Annotated in this window: 21 protein-coding genes; 9 read left to right on the forward strand and 12 right to left on the reverse strand. The window is 37.9% G+C overall.

Translation table 11 applies throughout. The annotated features are described in order from the left end of the window. Positions 1 to 80: 80 nt before the first annotated feature. Together G440_RS0107410 and G440_RS0107415 are read right to left on the reverse strand one after the other, a co-directional pair. Complete coding sequence (locus tag G440_RS0107410; RefSeq protein WP_026450728.1) at positions 81 to 917, reverse strand: ABC transporter permease; 837 nt, start codon at positions 915 to 917, stop codon at positions 81 to 83. Positions 918 to 923: 6 nt separating this feature from the next. Then, complete coding sequence (locus G440_RS0107415) at positions 924 to 1820, reverse strand: ABC transporter ATP-binding protein (RefSeq protein WP_026450729.1); 897 nt, start codon at positions 1818 to 1820, stop codon at positions 924 to 926. Positions 1821 to 1940: 120 nt separating this feature from the next. Between G440_RS0107415 and G440_RS0107420 the strand changes: the two genes are divergently transcribed. Continuing rightward, complete coding sequence (locus G440_RS0107420) at positions 1941 to 2873, forward strand: peptidylprolyl isomerase (protein WP_026450730.1); 933 nt, start codon at positions 1941 to 1943, stop codon at positions 2871 to 2873. A gap of 105 nt (positions 2874 to 2978) precedes the next feature. Here G440_RS0107420 and G440_RS0107425 read toward each other — a convergent pair whose 3' ends face one another. Both G440_RS0107425 and G440_RS19625 read right to left on the reverse strand, forming a co-directional pair. Next, on the reverse strand, positions 2979 to 3785 hold the full coding sequence (locus G440_RS0107425; protein WP_026450731.1) for an SDR family oxidoreductase: 807 nt from the start codon (positions 3783 to 3785) through the stop codon (positions 2979 to 2981). A gap of 73 nt (positions 3786 to 3858) precedes the next feature. Continuing rightward, the gene (locus tag G440_RS19625; protein ID WP_051285209.1) at positions 3859 to 4449 is read right to left on the reverse strand and encodes a thioredoxin family protein; all 591 of its coding nucleotides are present in this window, start codon (positions 4447 to 4449) and stop codon (positions 3859 to 3861) included. A gap of 457 nt (positions 4450 to 4906) precedes the next feature. On the opposite strand from G440_RS19625, the gene G440_RS0107435 reads away from it, so the two are divergent. Both G440_RS0107435 and G440_RS0107440 read left to right on the forward strand, forming a co-directional pair. Next, a complete protein-coding gene (locus tag G440_RS0107435) occupies positions 4907 to 5218 on the forward strand; it encodes a hypothetical protein (RefSeq protein ID WP_026450732.1) in 312 nt (103 codons plus the stop codon). Further along, entirely contained in the window at positions 5208 to 5546 is a 339-nt protein-coding gene (locus G440_RS0107440) for a tRNA-binding protein (RefSeq protein WP_026450733.1), read from the forward strand. Before G440_RS0107435 ends, G440_RS0107440 begins: the two co-directional genes overlap by 11 nt. Before the next feature lie 68 nt (positions 5547 to 5614). Here G440_RS0107440 and G440_RS0107445 read toward each other — a convergent pair whose 3' ends face one another. Both G440_RS0107445 and G440_RS0107450 read right to left on the reverse strand, forming a co-directional pair. Further along, on the reverse strand, positions 5615 to 6001 hold the full coding sequence (locus G440_RS0107445; RefSeq protein ID WP_034259160.1) for a hypothetical protein: 387 nt from the start codon (positions 5999 to 6001) through the stop codon (positions 5615 to 5617). Between the two features lie 2 nt (positions 6002 to 6003). Continuing rightward, the gene (locus G440_RS0107450; protein WP_051285211.1) at positions 6004 to 6867 is read right to left on the reverse strand and encodes a TIGR02587 family membrane protein; all 864 of its coding nucleotides are present in this window, start codon (positions 6865 to 6867) and stop codon (positions 6004 to 6006) included. A gap of 160 nt (positions 6868 to 7027) precedes the next feature. Here G440_RS0107450 and G440_RS20620 point away from each other — a divergent pair, with 160 nt between their 5' ends. Beyond that, positions 7028 to 7537 carry a DUF6265 family protein gene (locus tag G440_RS20620; RefSeq protein WP_157417886.1) on the forward strand — a complete coding sequence of 170 codons (510 nt, stop codon included), beginning with the start codon at positions 7028 to 7030 and terminating at the stop codon, positions 7535 to 7537. Between the two features lie 3 nt (positions 7538 to 7540). Here G440_RS20620 and G440_RS0107460 read toward each other — a convergent pair whose 3' ends face one another. The 5 genes from G440_RS0107460 to G440_RS0107485 all read right to left on the reverse strand — a co-directional run bounded on the left by G440_RS0107460 (position 7541) and on the right by G440_RS0107485 (position 15821). Further along, a complete protein-coding gene (locus G440_RS0107460; protein WP_026450736.1) occupies positions 7541 to 9160 on the reverse strand; it encodes a SulP family inorganic anion transporter in 1620 nt (539 codons plus the stop codon). 206 nt (positions 9161 to 9366) lie between these two features. After that, the gene (locus G440_RS0107465; RefSeq protein WP_026450737.1) at positions 9367 to 11256 is read right to left on the reverse strand and encodes a glycoside hydrolase family 183 protein; all 1890 of its coding nucleotides are present in this window, start codon (positions 11254 to 11256) and stop codon (positions 9367 to 9369) included. A 610-nt stretch (positions 11257 to 11866) separates the two neighbouring features. Continuing rightward, positions 11867 to 13468 (reverse strand): phytoene desaturase family protein, encoded by a 1602-nt coding sequence (locus G440_RS0107475; RefSeq protein ID WP_026450738.1) that lies wholly within the window; start codon positions 13466 to 13468, stop codon positions 11867 to 11869. Between the two features lie 133 nt (positions 13469 to 13601). After that, the gene (locus G440_RS0107480; RefSeq protein ID WP_026450739.1) at positions 13602 to 13997 is read right to left on the reverse strand and encodes a PUR family DNA/RNA-binding protein; all 396 of its coding nucleotides are present in this window, start codon (positions 13995 to 13997) and stop codon (positions 13602 to 13604) included. Positions 13998 to 14063: 66 nt separating this feature from the next. Next, a complete protein-coding gene (locus G440_RS0107485; protein WP_026450740.1) occupies positions 14064 to 15821 on the reverse strand; it encodes an ABC transporter ATP-binding protein in 1758 nt (585 codons plus the stop codon). A gap of 210 nt (positions 15822 to 16031) precedes the next feature. Between G440_RS0107485 and G440_RS0107490 the strand changes: the two genes are divergently transcribed. From G440_RS0107490 to yajC, 4 genes are all read left to right on the forward strand, one after another. After that, a complete protein-coding gene (locus G440_RS0107490) occupies positions 16032 to 17129 on the forward strand; it encodes a Glu/Leu/Phe/Val family dehydrogenase (RefSeq protein WP_026450741.1) in 1098 nt (365 codons plus the stop codon). An 85-nt stretch (positions 17130 to 17214) separates the two neighbouring features. Beyond that, the gene (gene nusB / locus G440_RS0107495) at positions 17215 to 18159 is read left to right on the forward strand and encodes a transcription antitermination factor NusB (RefSeq protein WP_026450742.1); all 945 of its coding nucleotides are present in this window, start codon (positions 17215 to 17217) and stop codon (positions 18157 to 18159) included. 54 nt (positions 18160 to 18213) lie between these two features. Beyond that, positions 18214 to 18693: a DUF1573 domain-containing protein gene (locus G440_RS0107500; protein ID WP_034259163.1), complete on the forward strand. Its 480-nt coding sequence runs from the start codon at positions 18214 to 18216 to the stop codon at positions 18691 to 18693. 27 nt (positions 18694 to 18720) lie between these two features. Beyond that, a complete protein-coding gene (gene yajC / locus G440_RS0107505; protein ID WP_026450744.1) occupies positions 18721 to 19011 on the forward strand; it encodes a preprotein translocase subunit YajC in 291 nt (96 codons plus the stop codon). A gap of 260 nt (positions 19012 to 19271) precedes the next feature. On the opposite strand, the gene pepT is transcribed toward yajC, so the two are convergent. Beyond that, entirely contained in the window at positions 19272 to 20534 is a 1263-nt protein-coding gene (pepT, locus tag G440_RS0107515; protein WP_026450745.1) for a peptidase T, read from the reverse strand. A 426-nt stretch (positions 20535 to 20960) separates the two neighbouring features. Here pepT and G440_RS0107530 point away from each other — a divergent pair, with 426 nt between their 5' ends. Then, the gene (locus tag G440_RS0107530) at positions 20961 to 23825 is read left to right on the forward strand and encodes a TonB-dependent receptor (protein WP_026450746.1); all 2865 of its coding nucleotides are present in this window, start codon (positions 20961 to 20963) and stop codon (positions 23823 to 23825) included. Positions 23826 to 23838 lie beyond the last annotated feature (13 nt).

The raw sequence follows: 23838 nt of genomic DNA on the forward strand, positions 1-23838 counted from the left end.
ATAGCTATAACACAAAGGGCCGCAAATAGACACAGGGTTTCACAAAAAAAAGTAATCAAATCATTGGGAAACATTATTTTTTAAAGGTCTCTTTTCTTCAAAATAGCATAAGACCAGTACAGGAAGAGTGCAGTCCAAACCAAGACAATCAGTATGTTTAAAAAACTGACGCTATAATCTTTTGTAAAGCTTTCCCCTAACTGATTTGCCGCAGATTGTATAGCTCCCAAACGGCTCATCGGTTCTTTAATAAGGTTTGCCATTGCATTAAGCGGAAAGAATTGCGAAACCTGATCTGCTATTTCTGTATCCTTAAAGAATTGCCATTTCATCAGTCCGTAAATGAGCCATTCTACAATTTGAATAACAATCAAAAATCCAAGAGCAAAGGCGGAACGCTTCACCAGAACGCCAAGAAAAAGACAAAGGGAAAAGAAGGCAACGAGCTTTATAAAATAGGCGCCAATATATTCCATACCACTAAAAATGATTCCAATTTCAGTATAATCTGAAAATAAAAGTCCTAATATCAAGGAAACTGCAAAAATGAATACTGTTGAAATAACTGAAAAGAGTAGGACTGTGAGAAACTTTGAAAGCAAAAACTCCTTTTTGCTAAGGCCGTCAATTAGGTTTTGTTTTAGGGTTCTATAACTGTATTCGTTACTCATCATGGAAACGATAACAATAGCCAAAAACAATTTTAAGATGGCCGCCATATAGGTGTCAAAATGCCAAATAAACGGGAAGTTGAAAATCCCTTGATCGGCCACACGAAAATGAAAATTGCCAAAGTTGAATTCAATGGAAGCAATAAGGGCAATAAATGTGATGAGAACAAAATATATTATGGAGATAACTTTTGCTGCACGGTTGTAGCGCAGTTTTTGAAGTTCTATGCTTAGTAATCTGAACATGGTAGATTATTTTTGTTTGGTGAGTTCCAGAAATTGTTCTTCAAGGCTTTCCTTGCGTTTTACGAGATGCGAAAGTGTAATTCCTTTTTCAAAAAGAAGTTTGTTTACTTCGGAAGCATCTAGTGGCTCATTGAGATAAACAATTAGGAATTCGCCTTCTCTTTTTATCTTTCCGAAAGCGGGATTTCCTTCCAAAGCGCTTTGGAGCATTTCCATATTATTACTGTGCATCGTGAGGAAGCCGTGACTGGCGTTCATGGCATCTACACTACCAGAATACAGGCTTACTCCTTTTCGAAGAATAACCACATGGGTACAAACTTTTTCCACTTCATCCAATAAATGTGAAGCTAGAAGAATAGTTGTTCCTTGTGAAGCAATGGTTTTAATTATTTCTCTAATCTGATGGATTCCCTGCGGATCTAATCCGTTGGTGGGTTCATCAAGAATCAATATTTCTGGATCGTTCAATAGTGCGGAAGCAATCGCCAAACGCTGTTTCATTCCCAAGGAGAAAGTGCTAAACTTGCTATCCTTTCGATCCAATAACCCGACGAGCTGTAATTTTTCTGAAATCTTTTCCTCAGAAACCTCTTTTATTTTACAAACCAATTTCAGGTTTTGAGTGGCCGTCATATATGGGTAAAAGTTGGGGTGTTCAATGATGGCACCTACTTTCTTTAAAGCATTGTGGGTGGAGGTATTGCCATCAAACCAATCAAAATTGCCTGATGTTTTGTTTACCACATTGAGCACGATACCTAGTGTGGTGCTTTTACCACTTCCGTTCGGGCCAAGGATGCCATAAACGTTACCTTTTTCAATAGTGAAGGACAGATTGTTTACAGCTGTAATTGCGCCAAATTTCTTGGTGAGATTAGTAAGAGTTAGAATATGTTCCACAGAAAAGTTTTTGGTTCCGACAGTTTTCGGAGGGTTGTTTATATGACGAACGGGTTGATGATTTGTTACATTTTTCAATTCAGAATTAACTAACTTTGCACCTCATTTAAAAATAAACAGATGCAAGACGGAATCTACGCAAAAATAACGACAGAAAAAGGTGAAATTCTTATAAAACTCACCTACGATAAAACTCCGGGAACAGTTGGTAACTTTGTAGCCTTGGCGGAAGGGAATTTAGAAAATTCAGCAAAACCACAGGGTACGCCTTATTACGATGGCCTGAAATTTCACCGTGTAATCCCAGATTTTATGGTGCAGGGTGGAGATCCAAAGGGGTCAGGTTCTGGCGGTCCAGGCTACAGCTTTGAAGATGAATTCCATCCAGAGCTTCGTCACGATACTCCAGGAGTACTTTCTATGGCCAATTCTGGACCTGCGAGTAATGGAAGTCAGTTTTTTATTACTCACGTGGCAACACCTTGGTTAGACGATAAACACACTGTTTTTGGAAACGTGGTTGAAGGACAGGATGTTGTTGACAGCATTACACAAGGCGATACGATGCAGAAGGTTGAGATTATCCGTGTAGGCGAAGAAGCCGAAAAATGGAATGCTGTGGAAGGTTTTAGAAGTTTTACAGGTGAAAGGGAAAAAAACCTTGCTAAAAAAAAGCAGCAAGAAGAAGATGAAATAAAGAAAGTTTCTGAAGGTTTCGATCGTACGGATAGCGGACTTCTTTATAAAATGATTGTTAAAGGAAACGGTAAAAAAGCTGAAAAAGGAAAGACTGTTTCTGTGCACTACAAGGGAATGTTAACTGACGGAACCGAATTTGATTCTTCTTATAAAAGAAAGCAGCCAATCGATTTTCCATTAGGGAAAGGTCACGTAATTGAAGGATGGGATGAAGGTATTGAATTGCTGCAAGTTGGTGATAAAGCCCGATTTGTGATTCCTTCACATTTAGCTTACGGTGAGCGTGGTGCTGGCGGAGTAATTCCTCCTGGAGCTACTTTGATTTTTGATGTGGAATTGATGGATGTGAAGTAAAATCAAGGTTCAAAGTTCAAGATTCAAATTTAATATTCAAGATTCAAGAAATCTTCATTTAATTCTTTATTAGCGAGGGAAAATGGAGATTTCTTTCTTTTGAAACTATTTTTTACGACCAACGAAATGCTCCATTGTTTTGTAAATTCCTAAGACGTCGCTCGCAAACCAATCAAATATATTTATTGGCATTATTGCTTGGCCGAACCGTGTAAATCTATAGATATACCCTGGAATGGTCACCATTTTCTTGTTCCTCTCAATCGCTTTTACAATAGTGAGCGCGGCTGCTTCAGGTTCGAGAATTGGAATCTTAGATTTTACGCCATCAAACATACCTGTATTGATATAATAGGGCATTATTGTAGTAACATTTATGTCTTTCCCCAATTGCTTCATTTCCAAACGCAAGCTGTCTGACCAGCCAATTAGTGCCCATTTACTCGATGCATAAACTGACATTTTGGGGTTTGAAATTAAGCCTCCAGAGGATGCAATGTTGCAGATATGTCCAGAATTTTGACTTAACATGTCTTTTAAAAATTCCTTAGCTACATACATAGGTCCAATGGCATTAATTTCCATTGTTTTAGCAATATCTGTAGTGGAATGCTCATTGAAAAATTTACCTACAACGATTCCTGCATTATTGATCAACACATCTACCACACCTATTTCCTTTTTTACTTTTTTTGCTGTTTCTTGAATTTGCTCGGGATTAGATACATCTACTTTGAAGCCAAATAGATTTTGGTTTTCAGAAAATTCTGAAATTGTTTGATCAATATTATCTTGGTTAATATCCCAAATTATCACTTTGGCATTGCGCTCTAGCATTAAACGAAGCATAATCTTGCCAATTCCAGATGCGCCGCCGGTGATTAATACAGTTTTTTCTTTTAAATACTTCATAAATAATAAATCCTAATGAATTTTCTTAAATTAGATTTCAGCAAATTCCAAATTCCGAATCTCGAACCCCAAATCACAGCAAGGTAGTTCCCCCTTCGGGTGTTAGGGGGCTCTTCCACTTAATATTACATCCCATACTCGGTTTTTGATCTTTGCGTTGGGGATTGTTGTTTAAAATATTATCCAAAGCTTCACGAAGGTTGCGACCATTTACGGGAATTCCATTTCCAGGTCTTGAGTTGTCCAATTGACCGCGATATACAAGTCTTAAGTCAGCATCAAAAAGATAGAAATCTGGAGTGCAAGCCGCATGGTAAGCTTTGGCTACTTCCTGTGTTTCATCAAATAAATATGGAAAGGGGTAATCGTTTTTCCTGGCTGTTTCCCACATTTGTAGTGGAGAATCTTGGGGGTATTTTATAATATCGTTGCTGTTTATGGCAACAAAGCCAAAACCAGTAACACGGTAGTCGTTACATATACGCACAATTTCGTCATTAACGTGCTTTACGAAAGGACAATGGTTACAAATAAACATCACCACAGTGCCTTTTTTCCCTCGAACGTCCTTTATAGCAACTGGATTATTGGTTACTGCATCTATTAATATAAAATCTGGTGCTTTAGTTCCCAAAGGAAGCATTTTTGATTCTGTGTTGGCCATATTTGTCTTTTCTAAATAAAATATAAATTTAGCTTTAAAAATACGATTTCGGGCATGTAAAGACGCTGGGCTTTTTATTTCATTGGAAACGTTATTTTAGTGTAGGAGATTCTAGGTTGGTGTATTCAAGCTCGATTCACTTACTAATTTTCATCGCTGAGTCGCAGAGGGCCTAGAGAAATGTTCTTTATAATTCTTGGCAACTTTATGATAAAAATTGCACGCAAAGACGCCAAGCCGTCAAGTTTCTTTAATTTCTCCTAAACTCCTAAACTCCTAAACTCCTAAACTCCTAAACTCCTAAACTCCTAAACTCCTAAACTCCTAAACCCTCCTACGGCGGGCAATCTCCTAACCCCTTCTACAGGCAAACTCCAAAACTTTTTCTATTAAAGAATTTATAAAACTTTGCCGTTACAGAATATCTCCATTAACTTTAAAATCTAAACGAAAAATTATGAAAAACTCTTATACATCACTTTCTGTAGCAATCCAAGATTTACAAGACCAAGGTTTTACTGAAGATTTTAATCTTGTAGGCGAGGGCATAGAATCCAAATCTCTTAAAAAGCAATGGAAAGCCGGGGAACTTGACGTTGTTAAGTTTTACCGCTTTGAAGGAATGACTAACCCTGGAGATAATACTATTCTTTATTTAATTGAAACAAAAGACGGTCTAAAAGGATTACTTGTGGATGCTTATGGCGCAGATCAAGGCGAGATATCTCCAGAAATGATCCAAAAATTGAAATTGCATCATGGTGAATAATCTTAGCTGGTTCGATTTTGAAAAGGTTGAAATGCGCGTTGGAACGATCGTTGAAGTGAATGATTTTCCCGAGGCACGTAATCCTTCCTATCAACTCTTGATTGACTTTGGAAGTGAATTGGGACAACGTAAAACTTCAGCACAGATTACTTCATTATACGAAAGAGAAGAATTGATTGGGAAGCAAGTAGTTGCCGTAGTGAATTTTCCAAAGAAACAAATTGCTAACTTTATGAGTGAATGTCTGGTTTTGGGTGCCGTGGAAGGAAAAAATGTAACGCTATTGCAAACGGACAAACCTGTTGAAAATGGTTTACGGATTTTATGAAAATTGAAGTTAGATAAACTTTAGAATTTCACCGAAGCTAGAAAATTTTTATTTATTGAAAAGAATTATTAGGGAGTACTATATCCTATTACGTGTGCTTTAAGCCTCTTTGATAGAGGTTTTTTGGTAAAGATAACCCATCCGGTTACGGATGATTTTCCTGGTAAGTATTCAAATGTAATTTGACCTTTTTCTTTGTCCGATTCCTCGTCCAACACAACTTCTATCACTACATTTTCTGCGGTTTCGGTTCCTTTGTTAAAAGCTTCAAGGGGTACGGCAAAGGCTTCATCTTTTTGGGAGACTTCTCCCAACACAACCCTTATGTTTGGTGGGGTTTGCTCTTCAAAAATTAATTGATATGCCAAAAATCCCAAAGTGAAACAAACTAATATTCCTGATAGGATACTTATAGCCCATTCCAGCCAATTTCTTTCTGTTTTGCCTTTTCCCATAATCAAACCTGTATAAGTAATCTTCCAGCAGAGGCGCCTAGAGCTGCGGGAAATGCTAAGACTATTGTTTCTGCAATCATTCCATAAAGGGACAATCCACCAAAACGTCCAAAAAACCATAGCATAAATGCTGAGGAAGAAAGAGCGATGGCATACATTATTACTGTTCCTAAAACTGCATCCCAATGATTCTGGGGCTGCAGTACAAGACTTTTAGCTCCTTTAAAATTTAGGTAGTATAACACGGCTCCCCCTATACCAATAGAAAGGAGCGAAATAATAAAGAGCTTATAAACATTGGCTTCCACGGCAATTACCATGACCTCGTCAGTAGGTGCTACGTTGGATGCTATAAGGATGGCGCCACAAAGAGCAATTCCTATTGAACGCACTAAATGCGGATTCCTGGTATTGTTTTTTGACTCTTCTTCATTGGTGTCTTTTTCTTTGGTATCGTTGTTGTCACCGCCCAATTGTGATTTTCCTACCGAGATACCTATGGCCATCGTTATAGCTTCTACCACTATCTTGCCGCTTATTTCATTAAGCGACATATTTGGTGCAATCCTACCGGTAATCCACAAAATAAATATCGTGAGCAAGATGCCCATTCCCAATTCTTCGGCAGATTCCATAAAACCTTCCCAAATGGAATGCTCTCTTCTGATTCCCACGTAATGATTATACACCATCAAAAGCGAAAATCCTACAATAAAATAAATGATTAATTGAAGTGGATTGGCAATGAAACCGGCCCACCAAAGCTCCATAGTATAAAGCATTGGCAAACTGAAGAGTAGTCCACCGGTTATTCCGCGACCATATTCCTTCAGAGATTCATCAATAGGTTTTTTAGTTGTGGTCATTTTAAAAAGAAAATACATTTAAAGGTAATCAAAATCGATTTTTATACTTCTATTTATTGAGGATAAAATTAAGGATTCTGATTACGAAAGTTTAAATGAAAGTAAAGAAAGCTTAGCTTTGTATACTGTAGATTATTTTTCTAACATTTAAATGACTTTTATGAAAAAGTATATTCTCCTCATTTTACTTCCGATATTGATTTATTCCTGTAAAAACAATTCTGACAATGAAAGCGCTGAACGTTTTGTTTCCAATAAAAAATATGAAAAAATAGGGCAGTTAGAATGGCTTCTGGGAACGTGGACTAATGAATCTGGTGAGGAATTTTCACAAGAAACTTGGTCAAAGGAGAATGACAGCACATTTACGGCCTTTAGTTTCACTCAAGTAGATGGTGAAACTGTTTTTGCCGAAACCATGGCGCTGGAACAGAAAGGGGAACGATTGCTATTGACCGTTGCTACAGCTAACGAAAAAGGAGCGTCTCCTGTTGCATTTAGACTTATTCCTTCCGAAGAAAAACAGTTTACATTTGAAAATAAGAGCCATGATTTTCCAGAACGTATAACATATACAAATCCGGCAAAAGATTCGCTACATGCTTGGATTGAAGGCACCGTAAATGACCAAGATAAAAAAGTTGATTTCAGCTTTTCGAGAAAAAATTAAATGCTACAATACTTCGGAATCTAAAGTGTCAGTAACCACATAATACCGCGGATCTTCGATGGAATCTTCAATTATGGTTTCAAATTCAGGATTCCATTTTAGCAAGAGCTCTTTACAATCTGGGCTGAGGTGGGTCAATTTAATTTGTTTTCCGCTATCTAAATATTTATTTGCAATATTTCGAACCGCTTCTACCCCGGAATGATCCGATATTTTAGATTCTATAAAATCAATTTCAATGCAATCTGGATCCGTTGAAACGTCAAACTTACTATTGAAAGCAGTAGTTGAACCAAAAAACAAGGGTCCCCAGATTTCGTAAATTTTCGTACCGTCTTCTTTAAGTCTTTTTCGTGCACGGATTCGTGTAGCGCTTTTCCAGGCAAATACAAGCGCGCTCATAATAACCCCTACCAAGACTGCGATTGCGAGATCCTGCCAAACAGTTACTGCTGAAACGGTTATTAAAACTATGGCATCTGCCAATGGTATTTTATGTAAAATCCTAAAACTGCTCCAAGCGAAGGTTCCTATCACCACCATAAACATTACTCCAACCAATGCGGCAATAGGTATTTGTTCAATTAACGGAGCTCCAAAAAGCACAAAACATAATAGCGCAATTGCTGCCGTGGCACCGGAAAGTCTTCCACGTCCACCAGAACTAACGTTAATAATGGATTGCCCAATCATAGCGCAACCACCCATACCTCCAAAGAGCCCGTTTAGCATATTAGCACCTCCCTGTGCAACACATTCGCGATTACCGCTACCGCGAGTTTCGGTCATTTCATCTATTAAATTCAAGGTCATTAAAGATTCAATCAAGCCAACAGCAGCTAACAAAAATGCGGTTGAAATTATCAGATCCCAATGCCCGTTTAAGGTTTCAAGAAATCCAAAAATCTGTGTTTGGAAAACAGGTAAGGAGCCTTTAAGGCCACTACCTCCTCCGTCGCGAATAAAAGAACCAACGGTGCTCACATCAATTCCTCCAAAAATTGTAATGCATGCCACCACGATGATAGCTATTAATGCGGCGGGAAGTTTTTTGGTGAGCTTAGGTAGGCCGAACATAATACCCATTGTTATCCCAACCAGAGCGAGCATTATCCATAAGTCCGTCCCTGTAAGCCATTGCGGCACAGTACCACGACTTTCCTTAAAAAGGCCTAATTGCGAAAGAAAAATAATAATGGCAAGACCGTTTACAAAACCCATCATAACGGGATGGGGGATTAGGCGTACAAATTTCCCTAACTTAAAGACTCCTGCTGAAATTTGGATTGCTCCAACAAACAAAAGCGTGATAAAGAGCCATTGCAGTCCTAGATAATCAACGGGTTCTGCCAGGGTCAACCCCACTTCATTCCCTTTTTGGATTAAATGGACCATAACAACTGCCATCGCCCCGGTAGCACCTGAAATCATTCCCGGTCTTCCACCAAAAATTGCTGTTACAAGGCCCATTATAAACGCACCATAGAGTCCAACAAGTGGATCAATGCCCGCCACAAATGAAAAGGCAACAGCTTCTGGCACCAACGCCAAAGCAACGGTAAGTCCAGAAAGTATATCGTTTTTAGGATTTTGAGTAAAGGATAATAGATATTTTGCTAGCATTCTGTTTTTTAAAGGGCGGCAAAGATAGGGTTTTCATACCATTTGGAAAGCTATAATGGAAGTTTTGGGGATTTCAATTGAATGATCAATACTTACTTTAAGATGTTGCGTCCTTATTTTATAAATCCTTGAACAATCTTTTTAAGAACAAAACAAGCTGTCCAGAAAGACAGCTCGTTTTTTTGAGGTTCCTAATTTTTTCAAAATTACCCAATGGGCGGGTTGATTATGGATTCCCTGCCAAATAGTACATAATACGGATCGAACCTGTGTCCTGCAGTGGTGGTGGCATCTTGCAGTATTACGTAACCAAACCCGGCAAACAGACGAGGGTCTGAGCCTGCCTGCCTTGCGGAAACATAATCTCCCCATCGGGTGTGGGTCCATGTACTTCCATCGCGGTACCAAACCACATAATCGCCAATAATGCCGACCGCACTGTTGGCGTTCAAACTGCCGCCGCCACCCCAACCGAGGGCAATGCCCACTTCGTTATTTGTATTGGTAGCCAAACATGGATAGCCAAAGGCAAAATCAGGGTTCCAAATTTGCATTTGTTCCACCATGTTATAGGAGCCTATTTCAATTTTAACTAATTGTACATGCGGATGGGGGAAGCTGAAGCCTCCAAACCCACCGTCTCCGCTACTTGCCATCCAGGACATCCAGATTTCGTTTTGTTTTCGCGTGATCCCGATTATGGCATTGTTCGGAAATACTTTTGCAAACCAATTGTTCCCATTGGGCCCATTCGATACACGTGTTTGGTTTGGCCAGTTATTCACATCCACACTTCGCCAAAAATAGGTGTTGGAGTTTTCTTTCCAGCTAAAAACACGGATGGTGCTGTTATCTATGTGGCCGCCCCAGAATACTTCATCTCCGGTATTTTGGGAAACGTTGCTTCCCCACGCCAAAGCCGAATCGCCTGGGTTTGTGTACCAAAAATTAATGGTGGCGGAGTCCCGGATTTCATCCAAGGGAATTCGAACTACCACCAAGCCGTTGTCTGCCGTACTGTCCGGCACAGAGTCCAATACATCAAAACTTAAGTATAACGAATTATTGCCAACCGACAAACTTGGATAATCCATCCAGTCCGTACCCAGATTGAAACTGGCCGAAGTAAGGTCCCAATACGTCCATGCAGTACAATTGCTGTCAATGATATCCTGTGGGCTTGCAGATGCCAATCTATAGGCATTATTCCCGCTGGTCGTCGAACTGTATTGCAAAAGCCAAATAAAGCGGTCGATACTTGGGACATATTGAATTACTTGGTCGCAACAAAATCCGCCAGCCAAGGTATTGGGAAAAATGGTGGTGGGATTGAGGGTCGTAAAAGTTTGCCCACCATCGGTGGAATATTGCACATACCAGTTTCCGGACAGCATTATCACGGGCATCTCCCCATTGTTATTTCTTCCGCTTTGCGCCCCACTTATATCTGCGGCGTTCGCACTTGCTGGCGATACGGTATTGTTAAAAGTATACGTGCCAAAAATCACGGGATCCGGAGCTCCGTCTGCGGCTCCCATTACTTGGGGCTTGGATCCCAAACTCTCTGAGATAAGACCTTTGAATGGGCCTCTTGGCACTTCCAATCCCGGTCTATTATTGGGCGGGCGAGAGGGATTGTCCACTTTTACAATTGGGCCATAGGGGGCATCTTTTACTTTTTTCGGAATAGCTTTGCCTTCAAAACCCTCGTGGGAACCTGAATCGTCTTTTGTGGATTTAATGCAGGGCTTGTATTTACAGATAATCCTGTCTTTATCTTTTTCAGAAGGACAGCATTTTTCCAATTGCTTTTTAATATCTTCCAGTTCACCAATCCTTGCAACGGCGTCTGGCTTTTGGTATTTATAAATTTCCAGGAGTGTGGAGATTTCTTTGAGTAATTTCTTTTGAATCGTCGTTTGCCAATGGAGCTCATTTACAGACTGGCACGTTTGTTTTGAGATCTTCTCCAATTGACAAGTTATGGTTTCAAAATAATTGATCATTGACCCCAAAAGTTGATTCTGGTACTTTGATTGTTCCAACATTTTTTTGAACAACTCAAAACTTTCGGATTTTTTTTCATTTTCTTCCATGGTATTTGGTTTTAATGGATTCGTAAAAACTTTTCGCAAATTGGATTTATGGATCCATTTCCGAATTGAGGAGAGTGTAAGTCTTATAATTAAAAGAAACCTGCAGTGATTGTCAAGCGGCTTATAATGGATATCCATTAGTCGTTCGCGGCACAACTAAAAAGAAATGGATATTTTTTAATTGGGAAGAAATAGTTTCCCAAAAAAATGGGCTTTTAAATGTAGGGAAAATTCACAAATAAACCTATTAAAAACTGATTATTAACAGGTTGCGCAATCGTGATTAAGGAAATAGTTAAATTCTATAGCAAAATGAATTTCCTTATTTTGTCCATTTAATCCTCTATTTTTGAGTTTTGAGTGAAATTTCTTAGAGTTTTCTGAAACATATTCTTTAATTCTTTTTCGCGAGCGGATTCGTGTAGCGCTTTTCTAGGCCAACACAAGAGCGCTTATAATAGCCGCTACCAAGAACGCGATTGCTAGATTATTCCAAACAGTTGCTGTCCAAACAGTTTATCAAAACTATTGCATCTGCTAGAAGTAATTTATATAAAATTCTAAAACTGCTCCAAGCGATGTTCCCTTCACTACCATAAACTCAGGAAGTTTATTGCCTTTGTTGTTCCTTGATTTCTTTAAAAAGCTTCCAAGAACCAAATTTGAGAATTGTGGTTGCACAGAGTAAACCTGAAAGCATGGCTCCAGCAACACCAACTAAAGTAATGTCCTGCCCAGTTAAATACAATCCTTTTATTTGTGTCTTGGGACGTAGAAACGAAAGGGAGAATCTTTCGGGAGAATGCGCCAAACCATATATTTCACCACTTTTGTAATTCGTGAAATTTTCGGTAGAAAGTGGTGTTGAAACTTCGGAAGCAACCACACTTCCTTCAATTTGAGGGAAAAATCGATATAGAACCTTTAGCATTTTAGCTTCAAAATCCTTTTTCAGATTTATATACTCATCTCCTCTTTTCATCCAATTGGTATTTTTATAGGCTTCAAACCATTCCATATTTCCTATGGAAATTGCTTGTATAGTTGCAGTTCCAGGATTTTTGATTTCCCATTCTGGATCTTTAGCGGAAGGGAAGGAGATATAAGCAAAATTCTCTGGAGCATTTTGAATGGTAGATTCTTCAAAAATCTTGTCGATATCATCGTGTTTGTAATACCAAAAATTATGCTTCGGAAGATTTAAAGCTTCACTGGATTTGTTCAAGCCGAGATATAAACAAATATGCGCACTTGCGGGTTTTACATTTTTTAAATTGAATTTACAACCCTTCCTATCTGCTTCTGAAAGTAACTGATTAAAAGTATTGTTTACGCCTACATTGCTGATCACACTTTTGCAGGGAATGAATTTTTCGCCAATTTGAATTCCTTGAACCTGGTTGTTTTTAGTTATAATCTCAGTTACATCTGCATTGATGTAAATTTTACCGCCGTGCGCCGTAAAAACTTCAAGGGTTTTTTTACAAATCTGATCAGCCCCGCCAACAGGATAATAACCGCCTTCCAAAAAATGACCAATTACCATAGCGTGAGCGACGAAACTGCTGTTTTTTGGAGATAGTCCATAATTACCACATTGTGAGCAGAGCACAGCAATTAATCTTTTGTTACCGGTTATTTTGCTTAAAACCTCCCAAGTAGTTTTATTTGAAAATTTTGAATATCTATTTCTGAAAAACCATCCAGCAATCTTACTTAACCACGGCTCAAATGTTTTTTCAAAAAAGAAAGCACTGCCGCGTTTATTTGCTTTTTCTATAAGTTGTAAATACGTGTCGATTGCTTTTTCTTCCATTGGAAAATAGCCTGTTAACTGTTTTCTGAAGTTTTCCTTACCTGCTTTAAAGATATATTCCGAACCGTCAATATTTGCAACGTCGTAAACATCTCCCATAGATTCCCACGCTAAGTTTCCATCGGTTAAAAAGTCGAAAAAACCACGGAGTGAGGAATCTTCACCCATATTGCCCACGTAGTGTACGCCAACATCCCACTGAAAACCATCTTTGCGTTTAAAACTATGTGTAAAACCACCTGGAACGTAATGACGTTCGAAAATTGCAACCTTCTTTCCAGCTTTCGCCAGCCAAGTAGCAACTGTAAGTCCGCCCATGCCGCTACCAACAATAATATGATCCAAACTAGAAAAGTCGAAATTGGGTTTGTAAGCTTGGTAAAGTTTCTTGGACATTATTGATGTTTATGAACTACAGGATTTTTCACTGCGTAAAATAATGAAACTATTCTGAGCTTCCTTGATTTATAAAAATAAAAAACCGGCAACAGGTTTAGCTGTGCCGGTGAATATTTTAAAGAATGGAGGTTTATATATCGTCGAATTCTATGTCAGTAAAAGAACTAGTATCAGGTTCACCAGTTTTTGCAGCTGTTTCAGCGGCTTGGGCTGGTTCTTCCGTTTCTTTTTTGTAATCTTTTTGGTGACGCTCGCTAATTACTTCTTCTCCTTTTTCATCAATTACAAAGTTGATCATCTCTTCAAGGTTGTCCTTAAATTCATTGAAATCTTCTTTATAGAGGTAGATTTTGTGTTTTTTGTAATGGTAAGAGCCATCGTCGTTGGTAAATTTTTTACTCTCGGTAATGGTAAGGTAAAAATCTCCCGCTTTTGTAGACCTTACATCAAAAAAGTAGGTGCGTCTTCCGGCACGCATAACTTTTGAAAAAATTTCTTCTTGCTCCATCGTATTGTGGTCATTCATAATTTCTATATTTTGCTAACGTTTTGCCAAAAATCCAAAAAAAAACGATATAAGCCAAAGTAATAATTACATTTCTTTTTCCAAAAGTTGTTTGGCGTATAGTTCCTTATAGTAGCCTTCTGTATTTACTAATTGATTGTGTGTTCCTTGCTGAATTATTTTCCCTTCATCTAAAACAATTATTTTTGTGGCATTTTTTGCTGAAGAGATTCGGTGACTAACAAGAAGTGTGGTTTTTTTCTTTGAGATACGCTTTAGGTTTCCAAGAATTTCTTCCTCTGTTTCTGTATCTACGGCTGAAAGACAATCGTCAAACAATAAAATCTGCGGATCTTTGATAATTGCCCGAGCTATGGACACCCGTTGTTTTTGTCCTCCACTTAGGGTGATTCCACGTTCGCCCAAAACAGTATCATAACCTTTGGTAAAATCGATGATGTTCTCATGGACCGCAGCATTCGTTGCAGCTTCAATTACTTCTTCATCGGAAGCTTGCTCCTTTCCAAACCGAATATTATTCCGAAGCGAATCACTAAAGAGAAACGCATCTTGGGGCACATACCCAATGCTTTCGCGTAAATCTTCTAAGTTTAGCTTTTTTATTGGCGTGCCGTCAATATTCAACATGCCTTCTTCCACATCATAAAGGCGCCCTATAAGTTCGAGAATAGTTGATTTTCCAGAGCCAGTATTACCAACAATAGCCAATGTTTCACCTGGTTTCACACTAAAGGAAACGTTTTTAAGCGCGGTGATACCCGTATCAGGATAAGTAAAGCTGAGGTTTTGGAATTCAATGGTGCCTTTAACTGGCGTTTTTTCAGTTACATAATTCTCAATATCCGGTTTCGTTTCCATAAATTCATTGATTCGTTTTTGTGAAGCTTCTGCCTGCTGGATCATGGAGGCCACAAAACCTACAACAGCAACTGGCCAAGTGAGCATATTCACATAGATCAAGAATTCAACGATGGTCCCAAATTCTGCAATTTCACCGTTTATATAACGCAATCCACCAATATAAATAACCAGAATATTACTAACACCAATCAGTAACATCATCAAAGGAAAGAATAAGGCTTGAACTTTGGCGAGATCAATATTTTTGATTTTACTGCCCTCGGCAAGTTCTTCAAAATTTTTATTGGTTCTCGGCTCAATTCCGTAGGCTTTTATCACGGCTATTCCGCTGAAACTCTCTTGTGTAAAGGTTGTTAACTTTGAAAGATATTGTTGTACAATCGTGGTGCGATGATTTATGAGAACGCTCAATTTGTAAATGGCCACGGAAAGTATGGGCAATGGTGCAATGGCATATAAGGTAAGGGTAGGCGCCTTATAAAACATGTAGCTGATAACCACAACAAAAAGCGTTATCGTAGTGATACTGTACATGAGCGCTGGCCCAACATACATCCTTACTTTTGAAACATCCTCACTAATTCTATTCATCAAATCGCCAGTTCGGTTTTGTTTATAGAAACCTAGGGACAGCTTTTCGTAATGCTGGAAAACTTCATTTTTAAGGTCGTATTCTACATATCTTGAAACCACAATAAAGGTTTGCCTCATAATAAAAGTGAATAATGCCGAAAGTAATGCCGCACCCAATAGCAAAAGAATGTTGATAAGAAGTTCGTGTTTAACAAGTGCCAAATCGGTTACATCACCGTTCATATATTGTTTCACAATGGTTACAGAATCGCCAATTTTCATGGGCACTACCAATTTAAAAACGGTGGCAATAATGGTGATAAAAACTCCGAGGATAAGGCGTCCTTTATATTTTAAAAAGTATTTATTTAGATATTTTAATTCTTTCATTTATTTTGAAAATTTCTCTTTTTGAAGATTTAAGCAATGAACTTTATGCATTGTTTTATTTAAGAAATAAACAGCTAGTTATGTTTATGTAAGAAAGAAACTAAATTTTTTTAAATTCTTAAATTAGTGGTCTTTACTTTGCGATATTTCTAACAATTAGCTACTTTTGCACCGTCTTTTTAGAGGATCAATAACATAATTAAAAAAGCTATGACATCTGAGGTAATCAATACAAGCGAACTACATAAAATGGACCCGGTTTTTGGGCAATTGTCTTTTGACAATCACGAGCAAATCGTTTTTTGCAACGACAAAGATACTGGTTTAAAAGCAATAATTGGTATTCATAACACCGTTTTAGGACCAGCTTTGGGTGGTACTAGAATGTGGAATTATGCCAGCGAGTGGGAGGCATTAAATGACGTATTACGTCTTTCTCGCGGAATGACTTATAAGAGTGCGATCACAGGTTTAAATCTTGGCGGTGGGAAAGCTGTTTTGATAGGTGACGCCAAAACTCAAAAAACTCCTGAATTAATGTTGAAGTTTGGAGAGTTTGTACATTCCTTAGGTGGAAAGTATATTACTGCTGAAGATGTTGGGATGGCAACAGCAGACATGGATTTAGTGCGTACGGTTACGCCTTATGTAACAGGTATTTCTGAATCTAAAGGTGGAAAAGGAAACCCATCACCCATTACAGCTTACGGTGTTTTTATGGGAATGAAAGCAGCGGCTAAATATTCATTCGGAAGTGATGTACTTGAAGGTAAAGTGATTTATGTTCAGGGAATTGGAAACGTAGGCGAAGGTTTGGTTGAAAACCTTACCAATGAAGGCGCGACAGTATATATATCTGATATCAACAGAGAGCGTTTGGAAGAAGTACGCGACAAGTACAGCGTTAAAATCTACGAAGGAGATAATATTTATGCCGAAAAAATGGACATCTATGCTCCTTGTGCGCTTGGTGCTACTCTTAATGATACCACCATCAACCAGCTACAGACCAAGATAATTGCAGGTGCGGCAAATAATCAATTGGCCGATGAAAAGAAACACGGACAAATGCTTCGCGATAAAGGAATTGTATGGGCGCCTGACTTTTTGATAAATGCTGGTGGAATTATAAATGTATATGCTGAACTTGAAAATTATGACCGAAAGGAGATAATCAGAAAGACAGAAAACATCTATAATACTACCTTGGAAATATTGAAAAAAGCCGATGCTGAGCACATTACATCTTACACTGCAGCATATAATATTGCACAGGCAAGAATTGACGCAAGAAAAAGCGAAAAATAAGTTTCAGTTTTCTGAAAACACTATCTTTGCAGCGCACAGGAATTTTCCTGTGCGTTGTTTCTTAAACCTAGTTCTTTAAAATAATATGCTTACAAGAAGACATATCCGAGTAAAAGTTTTACAGTCTATCTATGCTTATAAACAGACTGAAAACCCAAGTATAAATGTACAGGAGAAATTTTTGCACCACAGTATTGGGCAAATGCAAGACCTTTATTTATTGATGTTGCAATTAATGCTTGCAGTGCAGGACCAAGCAGAAAGTTTTCTTACCCGTTCCCAGAAGAAGCACTTAGCTACGGCCCTTGAAAAGAATCCAAGCCGCACCTTTATTGATAATAAAGTGTTGCAGCTAATTCGAACGAATCCTACTTTTTCTGATATTATTGAAAAGAAAAGACTTGATTACTGGGCGCTAGATGGAGAATATGTAACTATCATTTTCAACGAGCTAAAACAGTTGAACTGGTATAATGATTATCTATCTAAAGAGGAAGCTACTTTTAAGGAAGACCAGGATTTTATTCTAAAGGTTTTCAAGGAAGTGATTGCTCCTAATGAAAAACTATATGAGTATTTAGAAGATAAACGCCTCACTTGGCTTGATGATTTTCCTTTGGTAAATACTGCCATTGTTAAAATGCTAAACAAGCTTTCAGAAAAAAATGCTTCGCTATTATTGGTCCCTGAACTTTATAAAAATGAAGAGGATCGCGAATATGCACTACAACTTTTCAGGAAGGTAATCTTAAACGAGGAAAAACTAAACGCCCAAATAGAGGGGAAAACGCCCAACTGGGACCAAGAGCGAATTGCTGATATCGATTTAATAATCCTGAAAATGGGGATTGCTGAGTTTATGTATTTTCCGTCTATTCCTGTTAGAGCCACCATTAATGAATACTTAGAGGTTTCCAAGGAATATTCAACACCTAAAAGCAGCATCTTTGTAAATGGTATTTTAGACAAGATAGTAAAGGAGTTTTCAGAGGCTGGGCTACTTAATAAAATTGGTCGAGGACTTCAATAAGAGTAAAAAAATCCTTATTTTTGGCGATCTAAAAACATAAAAAATCTTATTATTATGAAAAAATCAGTTTTAATAGTTGCTATTCTATCTGTTTTTGCATTTTCTTCTTGCAAGGATAATGCAGCAGAAAAAGTAAACGAAGAAAACGTAGCTGCAGCAGCAGACCGCGATGCAGAATCAGGGAAATTTCCTGTAATGACATTTGACGAAGAACAGTTTGATTTTGGAACTATCGATAAAGGTACCAATGTAGAGCACGTTTTTAAATTTAAGAACACTGGTGATGCACCTTTAATGATTGTAAACGCTAAAAGTAGTTGCGGTTGTACTGTCCCAGAATATACTAAAGAATCTGTAGCGCCAGGTGCTGAGGGTGAAATGTTAGTAAAATTTAATGGTAGCGGTCAAAACCAAGTTAGTAAAACTGTTACGATTACTGCAAATACTCAGAAAGGTTCTGAAACCTTAACAATTAAAGCTTTTGTAACTCCTAAAGGAGGTGCAGCAGCTCCAGTTAAAACCCCAAATTCTTAAGTTAAAGCTTCGGAATAAATAATTGCTATGGAACAAATACAAAGTTTTTTACCTATTATATTATTGTTTGTGGTGATGTATCTTTTTTTGATACGTCCACAAATGAAAAAAGCCAAACAAGAAAAAGAGTTTGCCGCTCAACTTAAAAAGGGTGATAAAGTAATTACAAACGGAGGTCTTCACGGTAGAGTTTTAGAGCTTAATGACGATGGTACTTGCATCATAGAAAGTGGTGCCGGAAAGCAAAAGTTTGAAAGAGCTGCCATCTCTATGGAGAAAACAGCTAAAATGAATGCTCCAGTAAAAGAAAAGAAATAGGTAACTATAGAAATTTCAAGTTAGAAACACCAAACTCCAAAGAACAAAACTTAGGATTTGGTGTTTTTTTTTTGAATTCGAGTTACGTACATTTCCAATTAAAAAACTCCCTCTCGCTATCTTGTAAATAGTTGAGGGAGTTTTTTTTGGTACTTTTTCTTTTATTCGTTCTTGCCCCATCCCTAAAGGGTGGCAATAATTCTGTGAACAATTAAAATTATTAACACGTTTTTGCTCCCCTTTAGGGCTGGAGGTAAAGCTTACTCTTCTTCACTTTTAAACCTTGAAAGGTCTTCTGCCGTTATTTGGGCAATGTTAACAATAACTTCCACCGCTTTCTGCATACTCTCCACAGGAACATACTCATATCTTCCGTGGAAGTTGTGACCACCAGCAAAAATATTTGGACAAGGTAGTCCCATAAAGCTTAATTGAGATCCATCAGTTCCGCCGCGTATTGGTTTAATAATGGCTTCTATACCAGCTTGCTCCATGGCTTGTTTGGCAATTTTCACAATATACATTACAGGCTCGATTTTTTCACGCATATTAAAATATTGGTCTTTTATTTCAACCGACACCACTTCTTCATCGTGTTGTTCATTTAACTCATCGGCAAGTTGTTGCATCATTTCTTTACGGGCCTCAAAATGATTTTTATTATGGTCACGAATAATGTACTGCATTTTTGTTTCATCAACAGAACCCTTTATATTGTGAAGATGAAAAAAGCCTTCGCGGCCTTCAGTGTGTTCTGGAGTCTCAAGTCTTGGCAAGGAATTGATGTAATCTGTAGCAATATACATGCTGTTGATCATTTTTCCTTTGGCAGAGCCGGGATGAACAATTTTTCCTTTAACAGTAACCTCAGCACCTGCAGCATTAAAGTTTTCATACTCTAATTCGCCCACTTGGCTACCGTCCATAGTATAAGCCCATTCCGCTCCAAATTTCTTAACGTCAAATTTATGTGCGCCACGGCCTATTTCTTCATCTGGAGTAAAACCTACGCGAATCTTTCCGTGCTTGATTTCAGGATGCTTTACAAGATATTCCATTGCTGAAACTATTTCTGTAATTCCCGCTTTATCATCGGCTCCCAAAAGAGTGGTGCCGTCTGTTGTAATCAGGGTTTGTCCTTTGTAAAGTAATAAATCCTCAAAATAATCTGGCGAAAGAACGATGTTTTTTTCTTTATTAAGAACAATATCTTTTCCATTGTAATTCTCATGGATTTGAGGTTTTACATTGGCTCCCGTAAAATCTGGAGAAGTATCAAAGTGAGATACGAAGCCTATAACAGGAACAGGATGCGAAACATTGGAGGGCAAAGTAGCCATGATGTAGGCATTCTCATCAATGCTTACATCTTCCATTCCTATTTGCTTCAGCTCTTCAGCAAGTTTATTGGCAAGATCCCATTGTTTCTTAGTGCTTGGAGTGGTATCACTGTTTGGGTCGCTTTCAGTATCAATGGTAATATAACTTTTAAAGCGGTCAATAATGTGTTGTTTTTCAATCATAACTTTTCTTTTACAATGCAAAATAAAGCATATTCAAAAGAAGAATGACGTGGTTCATTGTATTTTTAATAAATACTTGGTTTCATAACGAATTTATCCCAATTTCTTTATTTTTTGTTAATGCTTTGTTTTTGAATTATTTTCTTATATTTGGGAAATATAATCTAAAATCATTGGTTATTTAATTCCTAATTGATAAATATTTCTGTTTTTGCTCATTTTTAATGAGTAATCAGTATTCGAGTGTGCTGGTAAATAAAAAGTCAAAATAATAAAAAGCTTATTTTGTCTTTTTTTATTGTTGCACATTTTATTGCTAAAACCTTAAAATTGATACGTTCGTTTTTTAGTTGGGAGCTTAATTTATGATCATTCTGAATTCTAATTCAAAGTAAATTCTAACAACTAACCTTAAAACCACTTATTATGAAGAAAAACTACCATTTAATCTTTTTAATGCTTTTCTCTTATTCGCTCTTCGCACAGGATGTTTCTGGAGTTGTAAAAGATGAAAACAACCAATCCTTAATTGGTGTTTCCGTTGTAGTGAAAGGTACTCCAACAGGTACGATCACAGATTTTGACGGTAAATATGAAATCAAAGCCACAACAGGAGATATCCTGGTCTTTTCTTACGTTGGTTATGACACCACGGAGAAGGCCGTTGAAGGGCCTACGTTAGATGTTTCTATGACACCGGGTGTTTCCCTTGGGGAAATTACTTTAATAGGAAGTAGAAACCCTGCTAGAACCTCCGTTAATTCTTTAGTGCCTGTAGATGTTATTGATATGTCTGAACTTGTGACCAGTAGTCCTCAGGTAAACCTTAATCAGATTTTAAATTTTGTTGCACCTTCGTTTACTTCCAATACTCAAACTATTGCTGATGGAACTGACCACATTGATCCAGCTTCGCTGAGAGGTCTTGGACCAGATCAAGTATTAGTGCTTATCAATGGAAAACGGCGCCACACTTCTTCACTAGTTAACGTTAACGGAACATTTGGTAGAGGAAGCGTGGGAACAGACCTAAATGCTATTCCTACTGCGGCAATAAGACGTATAGAGGTGTTAAGAGATGGTGCCGCTGCACAGTACGGTAGTGATGCCATTGCTGGTGTAATAAATATTGTACTAGATAACGCCACTGACGAACTAAAGTTAAATGTTACTACTGGCGCTAACTTCAGTAAAAACGCCAATGAACAAACCGGTGGAGTAGATGGAGCAACAACCAACATAAGTGCAAACTATGGATTAAAACTTGGAGAAAATGGTGGTTATATTAACTTTACTGGAGATTTTGATTACAGAGATGACTATAATCGTATGAAGGAATGGGAAGGTACGGTTTTCAACAAGTATAATACCATTGAACGCTTTGCCTCTAATGATGGATACGATATTTCTAAATTGTTGGATGACGATGTTAGCGACGTCATTAATTACGGAAACCAAGCAGGATTTAACCTTAATCCTAATGCAACTAAGGCAGAACTTCAAGGCATTCTAAGTGCGGACAATACCGATGCTGAATTGGCCAGTAGAAATCAAACCCGAAGTGATTTTAATATGAGAGTAGGCCAATCTGAAGTAAGAGGAGGTAGGTTCTTCACCAACTTTGCCTTGCCTTTAGATGAAAACGGCACAGAGATTTATTCCTTTGGAGGTTTAAGTTCCCGTACCGGAAACTCAGGAGGATTTTATCGTCTGCCCAATCAGAGCCGGACATATACTCCTGCGTATATAAATGGATTTTTACCGGAAATCAATTCCACTATTACAGATCAATCACTTTCGGTAGGTATTAAAGGGAAAATAGGAACTTGGAATGTAGATTTCAGCAATACTTATGGGAAGAACTCCTTCCTATATACCATTAGTAATACCATTAATGCTTCCCTGCAAAATGCGTCGCCAACTACTTTTGATGCTGGAGGTTTTAACTTTTCGCAAAACACAGTAAATTTAGACCTTAATAATTATTATGAAGATATATTTTCTGGTCTAAACGTGGCATTTGGAGCAGAATATCGCCTTGAAAATTATCAAATAACTGCGGGCGAACCAGCTTCATATACACAATATACAGCTCAAGGGGAAGAAATCACAATAGCCAGTCAACAACCGGCTGTCGATTTCTTCGGAAATGCTAGACCAGGTGGATCACAAGTATTTCCTGGATTTGGCCCCAAAAATGAAGTTAATAGAGGTAGAAATAGCGTTGCTGGTTATATTGATTTAGAAGCCGACGTAACTGAGTCTTTCTTGTTGAGCTTTGCTTCTCGATTTGAAAACTATTCTGATTTTGGTTCTACCATCAATTTTAAATTGGCGTCACTATTTAAAGTGAATGATAACTTAAACCTTCGAATTGCCGGTAATACTGGTTTTAGAGCTCCTTCATTACATCAATTGTACTTTAATTCTACTTCTACTATTTTTGATCAAAATGGAGATCCACAAGAAGTTGGAACCTTTGCTAATGATAGCCGAGCTGCAAAATTATTGGGAATTCCAGAATTGAAGCAGGAAACTTCCAAGAGTATTAGTGCAGGTTTCACAGTTAAATTACCCGAAGCCAGAATCAATATTACTTTAGATGGATATTTTGTTGCAATAGATGATAGAGTAGTTTATACTGGTCAATTTGAAGGCCCTGGGACAGGAACGGAGTTGGATAATTTATTATCTCAAGCAAATGCAACGGCAGCTTCATTTTTTGCCAATGCAATTAATACCGAATCTAAAGGAATCGATTTGGTTGTTACGCAGCAAATGAATATTGGAACCAATATGGTGCTAAAGAATGATTTGGCTGCGACGGTATCAAGAACTTATCAAATAGGAGATATTAATGCTTCTCGCGTTTTGGAGGATGCCGGCTTGGTAGATACTTATTTCCCAGAAGACAGCCGTATTTATTTAGAGGAAGCTGTGCCAAGTACAAAAATAAATTTGTCCAATACGCTTAGTATGGGCAATTTAAACTTCTTCTTGCGGAACGTATATTTTGGAGAAGTTACCGAAGCCACTACAGATATTGAATTACAAGAAGTCTTGGGGTCGAAAGTAGTTACAGACCTTTCAGTAGGTTATCATCTGACCGATAGCTTTTTAGTTACTGTTGGAGCCAATAACATATTTGATATCTATCCAGACAGACTTAGCTTAGACATTAATGGTAAGAACAACCGTAGCGATGGACGTTTTGACTGGTCAAGAAGAGCGCAACAGTATGGGGTTGGAGGGCGATTTTTATTTGCCAGACTTAGCTTTTCCCTTAAATAATAGTATTAATTAA

It is taken from the genome of Aequorivita capsosiphonis DSM 23843 (assembly GCF_000429125.1).
Taxonomy (GTDB): domain Bacteria; phylum Bacteroidota; class Bacteroidia; order Flavobacteriales; family Flavobacteriaceae; genus Aequorivita; species Aequorivita capsosiphonis.